Source organism: Streptomyces hawaiiensis (assembly GCF_004803895.1).
GTDB classification, from domain to species: Bacteria; Actinomycetota; Actinomycetes; order Streptomycetales; family Streptomycetaceae; genus Streptomyces; species Streptomyces hawaiiensis.
Map to the genome: position 1 here is coordinate 7,675,865 of NZ_CP021978.1, position 13,087 is coordinate 7,688,951.

8 protein-coding genes are annotated in these 13,087 nt (G+C 71.0%); 5 read left to right on the forward strand and 3 right to left on the reverse strand.

Annotated features, from left to right (window positions below):
* The first annotated feature begins 24 nt into the window (after positions 1–24).
* Complete coding sequence (locus CEB94_RS35035; RefSeq protein WP_175435965.1) at positions 25–2,211, forward strand: 3-hydroxyacyl-CoA dehydrogenase NAD-binding domain-containing protein; 2,187 nt, start codon at positions 25–27, stop codon at positions 2,209–2,211.
* Here the strand turns inward: CEB94_RS35035 and CEB94_RS35040 are convergent.
* A complete protein-coding gene (locus tag CEB94_RS35040; protein ID WP_175435966.1) occupies positions 2,197–2,919 on the reverse strand; it encodes a MerR family transcriptional regulator in 723 nt (240 codons plus the stop codon). The two genes, CEB94_RS35035 and CEB94_RS35040, sit on opposite strands and share 15 nt — an antisense overlap.
* A gap of 218 nt (positions 2,920–3,137) precedes the next feature.
* Between CEB94_RS35040 and CEB94_RS35045 the strand changes: the two genes are divergently transcribed.
* Positions 3,138–4,604, forward strand: coding sequence for an amino acid permease (locus CEB94_RS35045; protein WP_175435967.1), 1,467 nt, complete (start codon positions 3,138–3,140; stop codon positions 4,602–4,604).
* 134 nt (positions 4,605–4,738) lie between these two features.
* On the opposite strand, the gene CEB94_RS35050 is transcribed toward CEB94_RS35045, so the two are convergent.
* Positions 4,739–5,626 carry an arginase family protein gene (locus tag CEB94_RS35050; protein ID WP_175435968.1) on the reverse strand — a complete coding sequence of 296 codons (888 nt, stop codon included), beginning with the start codon at positions 5,624–5,626 and terminating at the stop codon, positions 4,739–4,741.
* Positions 5,627–6,259: 633 nt separating this feature from the next.
* The gene (locus CEB94_RS35055) at positions 6,260–7,789 is read right to left on the reverse strand and encodes a M1 family metallopeptidase (RefSeq protein WP_175435969.1); all 1,530 of its coding nucleotides are present in this window, start codon (positions 7,787–7,789) and stop codon (positions 6,260–6,262) included.
* Positions 7,790–7,999: 210 nt separating this feature from the next.
* Here CEB94_RS35055 and CEB94_RS35060 point away from each other — a divergent pair, with 210 nt between their 5' ends.
* From CEB94_RS35060 to CEB94_RS35070, 3 genes are all read left to right on the forward strand, one after another.
* Positions 8,000–9,964, forward strand: coding sequence for a Xaa-Pro dipeptidyl-peptidase (locus CEB94_RS35060; RefSeq protein ID WP_175435970.1), 1,965 nt, complete (start codon positions 8,000–8,002; stop codon positions 9,962–9,964).
* A complete protein-coding gene (locus tag CEB94_RS35065) occupies positions 9,961–11,247 on the forward strand; it encodes a M14 family metallopeptidase (RefSeq protein WP_175435971.1) in 1,287 nt (428 codons plus the stop codon). Before CEB94_RS35060 ends, CEB94_RS35065 begins: the two co-directional genes overlap by 4 nt.
* A gap of 85 nt (positions 11,248–11,332) precedes the next feature.
* Complete coding sequence (locus CEB94_RS35070; protein WP_175435972.1) at positions 11,333–13,057, forward strand: BCCT family transporter; 1,725 nt, start codon at positions 11,333–11,335, stop codon at positions 13,055–13,057.
* Positions 13,058–13,087: the final 30 nt, after the last annotated feature.

The following is a 13,087-nucleotide window of genomic DNA, read 5'->3' on the forward strand; positions in this document are numbered from 1 at the left end:
ACGGATCACACGGAGCACCTCCACATGAGCACTGAGTCCACCACCATCCGCTGGGAACAGGACCGCACCGGCCTCGTCACCCTGGTCATCGACGACCCGAACCAGTCCGCGAACACCATGAACCAGGCGTTCCGCGACTCGCTGGCCGCCGTCACCGACCGCCTGGAGGCCGAGAAGGACTCCATCCGGGGCGTCATCATCACCTCCGCGAAGAAGACCTTCTTCGCCGGCGGCGACCTGCGCGACCTGATCCGCGTCACGCCCGACACGGCCCAGGAGCTGTTCGACGGCGGCATGGCGATCAAGCGGAACCTGCGCCGCATCGAGACCCTCGGCAAGCCCGTCGTCGCCGCCCTCAACGGCGCGGCCCTGGGCGGCGGTTACGAGATCGCCCTGGCCTGCCACCACCGTGTCGCCCTCGACGCGCCCGGTTCCAAGATCGGCTGCCCCGAGGTCACCCTCGGCCTGCTGCCCGGCGGTGGCGGCGTCGTCCGCACGGTCCGCCTGCTGGGCATCGCCGACGCCCTGCTGAAGGTCCTCCTCCAGGGCACCCAGTACAGCCCGCGCCGCGCCCTGGAGAACGGCCTCGTCGACGAGGTGGCCGACAGCCCGGAGGACATGCTCGCCAAGGCCCGCGCCTTCATCGACGCCAACCCCGAGTCCCGGCAGCCCTGGGACAAGCCGGGCTACCGCATCCCGGGCGGCACACCCGCCAACCCCAAGTTCGCCGCGAACCTGCCCGCCTTCCCGGCCAGCCTGCGCAAGCAGACGAACGGCGCCCCCTACCCGGCGCCGCGCAACATCCTGGCCGCCGCCGTCGAGGGCTCCCAGGTCGACTTCGAGACCGCGCAGGTCATCGAGGCCCGCTACTTCGTGGACCTCGCGGCCGGCCAGACCTCGAAGAACATGATCCAGGCCTTCTTCTTCGACCTACAGGCCGTCAACTCCGGCGCCAACCGCCCCCAGGGCATCGAGCCCCGCAAGGCCCGCAAGGTCGCCGTCCTCGGCGCCGGGATGATGGGCGCGGGCATCGCCTACTCCTGCGCCCGCGCGGGCATCGACGTGGTCCTGAAGGACGTCTCCCTGGAGGCGGCCCTCAAGGGCAAGGCCTACTCCGAGAAGCTGTGCGCCAAGGCCGTCTCCAAGGGCCGTACGACCCAGGAGAAGGCCGACGCGCTGCTCGCCCGCGTCACCCCCACCGCCGAGGTCCAGGACCTGGCCGGCTGCGACGCCGTCATCGAGGCCGTCTTCGAGGACACGTCGCTCAAGCACAAGGTGTTCCAGGAGATCCAGCACGTCGTGGAGCCCGACGCGCTGCTGTGCTCCAACACCTCCACCCTGCCCATCACCGCCCTCGCCGAAGGCGTGGAGCGCCAGGGCGACTTCATCGGCCTGCACTTCTTCTCGCCCGTCGACAAGATGCCGCTCGTCGAGATCATCAAGGGCGAGCGCAGTGGCGAGGAGGCCCTGGCCCGCGCCTTCGACCTGGTGCGGCAGATCAACAAGACCCCGATCGTCGTCAACGACTCGCGCGGCTTCTTCACCTCCCGCGTCATCGGCCACTTCATCAACGAGGGCGTCGCCATGGTCGGCGAGGGCATCGAACCGGCCTCGGTCGAGCAGGCCGCCGCCCAGGCCGGTTACCCGGCCAAGGTGCTGTCGCTGATGGACGAACTGACGCTCACCCTGCCCCGCAAGATCCGGGCCGAGTCGAAGCGCGCGGTCGAGGAGGCGGGCGGCACCTGGACGGCCCACCCCGCCGAGGCCGTCATCGACCGTATGGTCGACGAGTTCGGCCGCACCGGCCGCAGCGGCGGCGCCGGCTTCTACGACTACGGCGACGACGGCAAGCGCACCGGACTCTGGCCCGGACTGCGCGAGCACTACACCAAGCCCGGCCACCGGATCCCGTTCCGGGACATGCAGGAGCGCATGTTGTTCTCCGAGGCGCTGGACACCGTCCGGCTGCTGGAGGAGGGCGTGCTGACCTCGGTCGCCGACGCCAACATCGGCTCCATCTTCGGCATCGGCTTCCCGGGCTGGACCGGCGGCGTGCTCCAGTACATCAACGGCTACGAGGGAGGCCTGCCCGGATTCGTGGCACGCGCGCGTGAACTCGCCGAGCAGTACGGGGAGCGCTTCACGCCGCCCGCGCTGCTGGTGGAGAAGGCGGAGAAGGGGGAGCGGTTCAGCGACTCAGCCCGCGTCTGATCCGCCGGAGCCCGAAGGCCCGGTGAGCCACTCGCCCAGCTCTTCCTTCAGTGACCGCTGAAAAGCGGTGAGGAGCGCCTGCACCACCAGGGGGTGCATGTGCGCCGACAAGGAGCGCACGTCTCGCGCGTCACGCTCGGCGACCTCACCGCGGAAGAGCTGGGACAGCTCCCGGGCGGCGGCGCGCGTGTGTTCGTTGAGGACCGTGCGCGCCGCGAAGATCGCCTCCTGGGAGAGCGGCACGTCCAGCAGCCCGGCGCCGAGCCGGAGCAGACCGAGGTCGGCCTCGTACCCGCCGTCCGCGGGCCGGACCACGCCCATCGCGACGAGCCGCTCGACGTCCTCGTCGTCCAGCGGCCGTCCGGCCCGCCGCTCCAGCTCCGCGCGCGTGACCGTCTCGACGGACTCCGGCGCCCAGGAGGCCACCACGGCCCGGTGGATGGCGAGGTCGTGCGCGCTCAGGTCCGGCGGCAGCTGCCGCAGGTAGCGCTCGATGCCGGCCAGCGTCATGCCCTGCTGCTGCAACTCCTCGATCAGCGCCAGCCGGGCCAGATGATCGCGTCCGTAGTGCCCGACGCGCCGCGGACCGAGCACCGGCGGGGGCAGCAGCCCCTTCGTGCCGTAGAAGCGGAGCGTGCGCACCGTGACACCGGCCCGGGCGGCCAGCTCGTCGATCGTGAGGGTCGGCTCCTCGGTGTCGGTCGTCATGTGCAGCAGTATCGCTGTCTCACCAGTGCTGTGAAACCTCCGGCGCCCCAGGTGAAGACCGTGTGAGAAGTGGCGCTCTGTGAGGTATGCCATCGCGTGAGCCGCGCCCGGCGGGGGAAGGTGGCCCCTTGGTCTGTGCCCTGACAGAGGGCGCGGACCTTATGTACGTCCGGAAGCCGAGCGCGACCCGCTCGGGCGCACCAGAGAGTGGATCCACCGTGAGCAAGGACGCCGTGAACACGGCTGCGGCCACGCCGCGTACCGATGCGGCCGCAGTGCCCGCGGACGCGGGCGACGCCGGCTACAGCAAGGACCTCAAGGCCCGCCACGTCAACATGATCGCCATCGGAGGCGCGATCGGCACCGGGCTCTTCCTGGGCGCGGGCGGCCGCCTCCACAACGCGGGACCGGCGCTGGCGATCGCGTACCTGGTCTGCGGCATCTTCGCCTTCTTCGTGGTCCGGGCCCTCGGTGAGCTCGTGCTCTACCGCCCGTCCTCGGGCTCTTTCGTGTCGTACGCGCGCGAGTTCCTCGGCGAGAAGGGCGCGTACGTCGCCGGCTGGATGTACTTCCTCAACTGGTCGACCACCGGCATCGCCGACATCACCGCGATCGCGCTCTACACGCACTACTGGAGCCTGTTCACCGACATCCCGCAGTGGATGCTGGCGCTGGTCGCCCTCGCGGTGGTGCTGGCCGTGAACCTGATCTCGGTGAAGTACTTCGGCGAGATGGAGTTCTGGTTCGCGATCATCAAGGTCGCCACGCTGATCGGCTTCATGTTCATCGGCATCTTCCTGCTCGCCACGCAGCACGAGGTGGGGGGCCAGACCCCGGGCCTGGGCGTCATCACCGACAACGGAGGGGTCTTCCCGCACGGCATGATGCCGGTCGTCCTGGTCATGCAGGGCGTGATCTTCGCGTACGCCGCGCTGGAGCTGGTCGGTGTCGCCGCGGGTGAGACCGCCGAGCCGGAGAAGGTCGTCCCGCGCGCGGTGAACTCGATCATGTGGCGCGTGGGCCTCTTCTACGTCGGCTCGGTCGTCCTGCTCGCCCTGCTCCTGCCGGGTTCGCTCTACTCGGCCGACCAGAGCCCCTTCGTCACGGTGCTGTCGAAGATCGGCGTCCCGGCCGCGGGCGACGTGATGAACCTGGTGGTCCTGACGGCCGCCATGTCCTCCCTCAACTCCGGCCTGTACTCCACGGGCCGCATCCTGCGTTCCATGGCGATGGCGGGATCCGCCCCGAAGTTCACCGCCCGCATGAACCGCAGCCAGGTCCCCTACGGCGGCATCCTGCTGACCTGCGCGGTGTGCGTGCTCGGCGTCGGCCTGAACTTCCTCGTGCCGGCCCAGGCCTTCGAGATCGTTCTGAACGTGGCCTCCCTCGGCATCATCAGCACCTGGGTGATCATCATGGTGTGCCACCTGGTCTTCGTCCGCCGCGCCAAGGCCGGCCAGGTCACCCGCCCCTCCTTCCGCCTCTTCGCCAGCCCGGTCACGGAGATCACCACGATCGCCTTCCTGCTGGCCTGCCTCGGCATGATGTGGAACGACCCCGAGGTCGGCCGCAGGACCCTCCTGCTCATCCCGCTGATCGCGGTCATGCTGGTAGCGGGCTGGTTCGGCGTCCGCCGCCGGGTCTCGCAGACGGCGGACCAGGAGCTGTCGCAGCTGACGAAGTAGCAGGTCACGGCCGTTGTCAGTGGCCGCGCCCACGGTGGCGTCATGTCGGGGATCACGTATGTCCGGGGTGACGCCACCGTTCCGTCGGTGAACCACGACCACGGCGAGTACACCCCGGGCGGGGACAGGCCGGCTCAGCCCTGGCTGTCGAAGGCCCGCACCAGGCAGCCGCACAGGTCCCGCGTCAGGGTGCCATCGGGGTCCAGCCGGGGGTTGAAGATCGTGACGGTCAGGCCGACGGCACCGCCGCCGGACAGGGCCGTGCGCAGCACGCTCTCCAGCTCCTGCCAGGTCAGACCGTCCGGCTGCCGGTAGTCGACGGCGGGCATGACCGCGTCGTCCAGGACGTCGACGTCGAGATGGACCCAGTACCCGGCGTCCGCGCCGCCGCCGGTCAGCAGCCCGACCGCGCGCCGGGCCGCCTCGGCCGCGCCCAGGGCGCGCACGGTGTCCAGTTCCAGCGCGTGCAGCGCGGACGGCAGCGGTTGCATCCCGTACGCCGCGGACTCCTCAGCGTCCCGGAACCCCAGGGCGACGACGTCCTCGTCCCGCACGAGCGGGCCCCTGCCCTCCAGGTCGGCCAGCACGCGCGGGCCGCGCCCGGTGGCCAGGGCGAGTTCCATGGAGGCCACCTCACCGGCCGGCTCCGCCGACGGCTGGTAGAAGTCAGTGTGCCCGTCCAGGAAGAGCAGTCCGTGCCGGTCGCGGCGGCGCAGCGCGAGCAGGTTGCCGAGCAGCACGCTGCAGTCGCCGCCGAGCACGACGGGGAACCGGCCCCGGTCGAGGACCTCGCCCACGACGTCGGCCAGCGCCACGGAGTAGGCGGCGATGCCGCCCGGGTTCAGAACTCCCGTCCCCGGGTCCCTCTCCGGGTCGTACGGGGGTGGCTCGACCCGGCCCGCGTGCACCGCCCCGAGCCGCTTGGCCAGCCCGGCCCCGAGAAGCGCCGCCGGCAGGTCCTCGACACCGGTGGGGCGCAGCCCGAGCACGGACGGTGCCTCGACGATCGCCACGTTCCGCACGTCCGGCTCCTCGATCGGCCCGACAACGCCGCCGGACCGACGCGCCCGGCGCACTGATCCACCGTAGTGCCAGGGGCAGGAGGAAGCGCGGCCGTGCGTGCGATCGAGCAGAGGGGACAGGTGCTGACGCTCGGCAGACCTGGTGCCCGGGGCTATTACCCGGCGCAGCGGGGTGCCGCTACGCCCACCCGCGCCGTCCTGGCGGTGCGACCGCCCGCACCTGGGCGGGAACCGGGGCCCCGACGGCAGACCGCCCGCGCCCGGGGGAACCGGGGCCCCGACGGCAGTGGGCCGCGCCCGGGCGGAGCCGGGGCCCCGACGGCAGACCGCCCGCACTCGGGCGGAACCAGGTCCCCGACGGCAGTGGGCCGCACCGCCGGCAGCCCTGAGGGGCCGGGCTGCCGGACGCAAGCGGAGCAGGGCCGGCGGACCGAGCCAGGCGGCCCCGCTCGGCACCGAGTGCGGCCAGGCCACCCGGAGCCCAGCAGTACGGCTGTCGCCCGCTGCCAGGCCGCCCGGGGTTGAGCAGTACCGGTGTCGCCCCTCCGCCAGGCGCCACCCGGAGCCCAGCAGAACCGCCGCCGCCGCCCGCTGCCACTCCCGGCGACCGAAGCCCGTGCAGGACCAGGTCTGTCAGCGCCTCCGTTCGTGCTCCCCATGCTCGTGCTCCCCGTGCCCGTGCACCCCGTTCGTCGCCGCGATTCTCTTCCACGACCGGGGCTGCGCAACCACCCCCGGCGCCTTCGCCACGGCCGCGGCCCGGGCCGCCGGCACCCCCGGCTTCGACGGCTGGAACAGCCACGTGTCGAAGAGGGCGGCCAGCGGCTTGCCCGAGACCTCCTCCGCATACCGCCGGAAGTCCGCCACCGACGCGTTGCCGTGGGCGTACTTCGACGGCCAGCCCTTCAGGACCGTGAAGAACGCCTCGTCGCCGATCTTGTTGCGCAGCGCCTGCACGGCCAGTGCGCCACGGTCGTAGACCGCGATGTCGAACTGGCTGGCCGGGCCGGGATCCCCGGGCTTCACCGTCCAGAACGGGTCGTCGGCCGGATGCGAGGCGTACACGTAGTCGGCGAGTTCCCGCGCCGTGCCTTCGCCCTCGTGCTCGGACCACAGCCACTGCGCGTACCGCGCGAACCCCTCGTTGATCCAGATGTCCTTCCAGCCCTTGAGCGACACGTCGTCGCCGTACCACTGGTGGGCCAGCTCATGCACGACGACGGACACGTTCGACCCGTTGGCGAACTGCCGCGGGCTGTAGAACGGCCGGGTCTGGGTCTCCAGCGCGTACCCGGTGTCCGTGTTCGGCACGTACCCGCCGAGCGCGTTGTACGGGTACGGCCCGAAGTACCCGGCCAGCCAGTCCGCGATCTCCCCGGTCCGTTCGATGCTCGCCCGCGCCGCCCCGGCATGGGCGCCGAGATCCTTGCTGTAGGCGTTGAGGACCGGAATGCCGCCCTCCGTCGTGCCGGTCGTGATGTCGAACTTCCCGACCGCGAGCGTGGCGAGGTAGGTGGTCTGCGGTTGGTCGGACCGCCAGTTCCAGCGGGTCCAGCCGAGCCGTGAACTCGTCGACTGAAGCGTGCCGTTGGAGATGGCCTGGGTGCCGTCCGGGACCAGTACGGACACGTCGTAGGTGGCCTTGTCCAGCGGATGGTCGTTGCTCGGGAACCACCACGCCGCCGCCTCCGGCTCGTTCGCCGCGACGCCCCCGTCCGGGGTGCGGTGCCAGCTGGTGAATCCGTAGGCCTTCTTCGACGACGGCACCCCGCGGTAGCGCACGACGACCGTGACGGACGCGCCCTTGGCCAGCGGGCTCCTCGGCGTGATCTCCAGCTCGTGTTCGCCCGAGGTCCGGAACGACGCCTTCGCTCCGTCGACGCGCACCTCGCCGACGTCCAGCAGAAAGTCCAGGTTGAAGCTCGACAGGTCCTGCGTGGCGCGGGCCACGAGGGTGGCCGTGCCCTCCAGCTCGTCCGTGGCCGGCTGGTACTTCAGCCGGAGGTCGTAGTGGGAGACGTCGTATCCGCCGTTGCCGTAGGCCGGGTAGTAGGGGTCGCCGATACCCGGCGCGCCGGGGGAGTAGGGGGCGGCCGATGCCGGGATCGCCAGCAGGAGAACGGCCGCTGCCAGGGCTCCCGGCGCGATGATTCTGCGGTGCACGCAAGGCTCCAAGTCGTAGGGTGCCGAGGTCTTCCGGAGTCTGTCTGGAGCCTGTTGACTCCCCGTGCCTTGATCATGTCCATGGCCCCCGCTGTCACACGATCGCCATTCGGCCGACATGAGACACCCGCCCCGGAGGCTCCCCCCGGACACGCCGGTCCGTCAGCTGCCCTCTTCTGAACAGGAGTTCACCGATGTAGCGTCCGGCGCATGCCGAAACGCACGCGCTTCACGACCTGGAGACCGCTCGCGACGGCGGCCGCGGCCGCCCTCTTGGCCACACTGCTCACCCCGGCGGCCGCACAGGCCGCCCAGACCGCCCCGCGCGGGAGCGAACCCGTCTACTCCTACGACAACGCCATCCGCGAGGCCGTCTGGGTGGACACCGGACTCGACGGCGACCGCGACGGAAAAACCGACCGTGTCGCCGTCGACATCGTCCGCCCCCGCGAAACCGCCCGCCAGGGCCGCAAAGTCCCCGTCATCATGGACGCCAGCCCGTACTACTCCTGCTGCGGGCGCGGCAACGAGAGCCAGAGGAAGACGTACGACGCGCAGGGCCGCGTCGCACAGATGCCGCTGTACTACGACAACTACTTCGTCCCGCGCGGCTACGCGTTCGTCGGCGTGGACCTGGCCGGAACCAACCGCTCCGACGGCTGCGTCGACGTCGGCGGCCGCTCCGACGTCCAGTCCGCGAAGGCCGTCGTCGACTGGCTGAACGGCCGCGCCAAGGCCTACACGAGCCGCACCGGCACCACCCGCGCCCAGGCCGGCTGGACCAACGGCCGCACCGGCATGATCGGCAAGAGCTGGGACGGCACCATCGCCAACGGCGTCGCCGCCACCGGCGTCAAGGGCCTGAAGACCATCGTCCCGATCAGCGCCATCTCCTCCTGGTACGACTACTACTTCCAGCAGGGCGCCCCGCTCTACGACTCCGGCCCCGAGTGGCTCTCCGACTACGTCAACGGCCCCGACGCCCGCGCCAAGTGCGCAGCCGTGCAGCAGAAGCTCGTCGACGGCGCCCCGCGCACCGGCGACCGGACCCCGCTGTGGACCGAGCGCGACTACGTCACGGCCGCGCGCAAGGTCAAGGCCAGCGTCTTCCTGATCCACGGCATGCAGGACCTCAACGTCCGCATGAAGCACGTCGGCCAGTGGTGGGACGCCCTGGCGAAGAACGGCGTCGAGCGCAAGATCTGGCTGTCGCAGACCGGCCATGTCGACCCCTTCGACTTCCGGCGCGCGGAGTGGGTCGAGACGCTGCACCGCTGGTTCGACCACGAACTCATGGGCTACGACAACGGCATCGACCGCGAGCCCATGGCCGACATCGAACGCGGGCCGGACCAGTGGACCACGTCCAGGGTCTGGCCGCCGAGCGGCACCCGCGCCGCCACCCTGCGCCCCGACCGGGGCGACCAGGCCGGCGTCGGCACCCTCGGCCTGCACCGCGGCCACGGCACCGAGAGCTTCACCGACGACCCGAAGCTGAGCGAGAGCGACTGGGCCGCGCACATCGACGAGCCGACACCGGAGAAGGCCGGGTTCGTCAGCGGGCCGCTCACCCGCGACCTGCGCCTGTCCGGATCCTCCGAGGTCACCGTCACCGCGACGCCCTCCACCCCGACGGCCCATCTCTCCGCCGTCCTCGTGGACATCGGCCCCGCCGCCATCCGCGACTACGCCGATGCCGGCGAAGGCATCACCACCCTCGCCGACCGCACCTGCTGGGGCGCGAGCACCGCCGGCGACAGCTCCTGCTTCAAGGAGACCAAGGCGAAGACCGCGGACGTCGACTACACGGTCGTCAGCCGCGGCTGGGCCGACCTCGGCAACCACGCCTCGGACCACAAGGGCGCCCCGCTCACTCCGGGCCAGCGGTACACGATCACCCTCGACCTGGCGGCGACCGACCACGTCGTGCCCGAGGGCCACCGCCTGGCGCTGATCGTCGCGGGCACCGACCAGGGCCTCATCGACCCTCCCGCCGACAGGCCCGAGCTCACGCTCGACCTGTCCCGCACCTCGGCGCGCATCCCCTTCGTCGGCGGAGCCACCGCCTTCGCCCGCGCCACCACACATGCCGCGTCCGCCGCCCCCGAGGCCACGGTCCTGGACGGCGTACGGGAGCCGCGCACCACGCACCGCGTCCCGGAGGCGAGCCAGTGACCCGAGACACCACCCGCGTCGGCGCCCTGATCCTGGCCACCGCGGCCCTCACGGCCTCCCTGGTCGCCGCACCGGCCCAGGCGGCCACCGGCTCCCCGCCGCGCACCGGCTTCGAGCAGTCGAACGGCGCCCGCTGGACCACCCAGCCCGAGGAACAGGACTTCCTCAAGGCCGTCGACCGGTCCAGTGCCCGCGTCCTCCTGACCCGCTTCGGCACCACGAAGCAGGACCGCCCGCTCCAGCTGGTGCGGATCGGCAACCGCCCGAGCCCCAACAAGGTGCTGCTCATCTGCAGCCAGCACGGCGACGAACCCTCCGGCCGCGAGGCCTGCCTGACCACCGTCCGCGACCTCGCGTACGCCCGCGACAGCCGCACCCGGCGCTTCCTGGACCGCACCACGGTTCTGGTCGTGCCCACCGCCAACCCCGACGGCCGGGCCGCGAACACCCGCGGCAACGGCGACGGTGTCGACATCAACCGCGACCACCTCGCCCTGAAGACCGCCGAGGGCCGTGCCCTGGCCGCCCTCATCCGCGACCAGCGCCCCGACATCGTCTACGACCTGCACGAGTACGGCGCCACCCCGCCGTACTACGACAGGGACCTCTTCGACCTGTGGCCGCGCAACCTCAACACCCACGAGGCGGTCCACGACGAGGCGCAGACCCTGTCCGAGTCGTACGTCCGGCCCACCGCCCGGCGGGCCGGCCACTCGACCGGCACCTACGGCATCTGGACCGACCCGGAGACCGGTGAGCCGGTCAAGCAGGTCGCCGGGGACGGACAGGAGCGCATTCTGCGCAACATGTCCGGTGTGAAGCACTCCGTCGGACTGCTCATCGAGAGCCGCGTGGACCCGCTCACCGAGGCGGAGAAGGCGGACGAGGCACTGAACAACCGCCGCCGGGTCACCTCCCAACTCGACGCCCTCAAGGGTCTGTTCGGCTACACCGACCAGCGCCGGGGCCGGATCGAGGCGGCGACGGCCAGGGCCCGGCTCGCCGGCTACGCGACCACCGGCCCCGTCTACGTCGGCGGCGCCGACAACGACCCGCCCGAACCGGCTGAAATCATCCAGAACCCACCCTGCGGATACCGGCTCACCGCAGCCCAGTACGCCGAGGTGGGCGACGAACTCGCGCTGCACGGTGTGCGCGTACGCAAGGACGGCGAGGGGGTGCTCGTGCCCCTGCGCCAGCCCCTGCGGGCGCTAGTGCCGCTGCTGCTCGACGACCGGGCCGAGTACCGCCTGACCGGAGGTTCATCCGAAACCGCATGTTGAGAGGGGTGAAATTGCGCCACACGTGGTAGCAGCGTTACGGAGGACCTACGCCCTCCTCTGCATTTCCCGATGAAAGGTGCCGCCAGTGACGCAAGAACGACCAAGCGACAAGGACTCCCCCGAGGGAGCCGCGCTGCCGGGGTCGGAAGCGGGCCTAACCGGTCAGGACCGGCCGCAGACCGACCGCATCGTCTTCGGCGTCACGGCGGTGCTCACCCTCGCCTTCGTGGTCTGGGGCGCGGCGGCGACCGACTCGCTCACAGATGTCTCCACCACCATGCTCGGCGGGCTGATGCACAACGGCGGATGGGCGTTCATGCTCGCCGCCTCCGGCTTCGTCGTCTTCGCCCTCTGGCTCGCGATCAGCCGCTACGGCCGAATCCATCTCGGTACGGAGGGCGAGGCGCCCGAGTTCCGCACGGTGTCCTGGGTCGCGATGATGTTCAGCGCGGGCATGGGCATCGGCCTGATGTTCTACGGCGTGAGCGAGCCGCTGTCGCACTACGGCACGCCCCCGCCGGGCACCAACCCGGCCGACTCCGGCGATCGCATGGAGACGGCCATGGCCACCACCCTGTTCCACTGGACGCTCCACCCCTGGGCCATCTACGCGGTGGTCGGCCTCGCCATCGCCTACAGCACCTTCCGCAGGCGGCGTCGGCAGACCATCAGCGCCGTCTTCACCCCGCTCATCGGCAGGAAGAACGCCAACGGCGGGATCGGCCGGGCCATCGACATCCTCGCGATCATCGCGACCGTGTTCGGCTCCGCCGCCTCCCTCGGGCTCGGCGCGCTCCAGATCGGCTCCGGTGTGCAGGAGCTGAAGTGGATGGACAAGGTGAGCACCGGGCTGCTCGTCACGATCATCGCGGTGCTGACCCTGGCCTTCGTCGCGTCCGCGATCTCCGGTGTGGAGAAGGGCATCCAGTGGCTGTCCAACACCAACATGGTGCTGGCGCTGGTGCTCGCCCTGTTCGTGTTCGTGGCGGGCCCGAGCATCATCGTCCTCGACCTGCTGCCCACGTCCGTCTTCGCCTACCTCGGCGACCTGCCCCAGCTGGCCGGCCGGACCGAGGCGAGCGGCGGCGAGGGCGTCGCCGACTGGCTGGGCAGCTGGACGGTCTTCTACTGGGCCTGGTGGATCTCCTGGACGCCGTTCGTCGGCATGTTCATCGCCCGCATCAGCCGGGGCCGCACGATCCGCCAGTTCGTCGGCGGTGTCATCCTCGTACCCAGCACGGTCAGCCTGGTCTGGTTCGCGATCTTCGGCGGCTCGGCGATGAAGATGCAGGAGGAAGGACAGCTCGGAAAGGAGGCGACCCCGGAGGGCCAGCTCTTCGGCGTGCTCCAGCAGTTCCCCATCGCCACCGCCACGAGCCTGCTCGTGATGGTTCTCGTCGGCATCTTCTTCGTCTCGGGCGCCGACGCGGCCTCGATCGTCATGGGCACCCTGTCGCAGAAGGGCGCGCTCGAACCCGGCCGCTTCGTGGTGGTGTTCTGGGGCGTGCTCACCGGCGCGGTGGCCGCGATCATGCTGCTCGTCGGCAGCGGGCAGGGCGACGCGCTGACCGGCCTGCAGAACCTCACGATCCTCGCGGCGGCGCCGTTCGTCATCGTGATGATCTTCATGTGTGTCGCCCTCATGCGCGACCTTCGCCGCGACCCGGTGATCGTGCGTGAGCAGATGGGATCCGAGGCCGTCGAAATGGCCGTCATGGCGGGCCACAAGAAGTACGACGGCGAGTTCGAGTTCCGTGTCGGCCCGGGCCGCGGCCCGGACGTGGAGGGAGACCCGATCGGCAAGCACTGATCGCACGGCAGCGGGCGGCCCGGGTTTCCG

Excerpts from the sequence above, each read along its gene's own strand:
- CEB94_RS35035 (WP_175435965.1), top strand. The coding sequence starts at position 25 with ATGAGCACTGAGTCCACCACCATCCGCTGGGAACAGGACCGCACCGGC.
- CEB94_RS35040 (WP_175435966.1), bottom strand. The coding sequence starts at position 2,919 with ATGACGACCGACACCGAGGAGCCGACCCTCACGATCGACGAGCTGGCC.
- CEB94_RS35060 (WP_175435970.1), top strand. The coding sequence starts at position 8,000 with ATGCCGAAACGCACGCGCTTCACGACCTGGAGACCGCTCGCGACGGCG.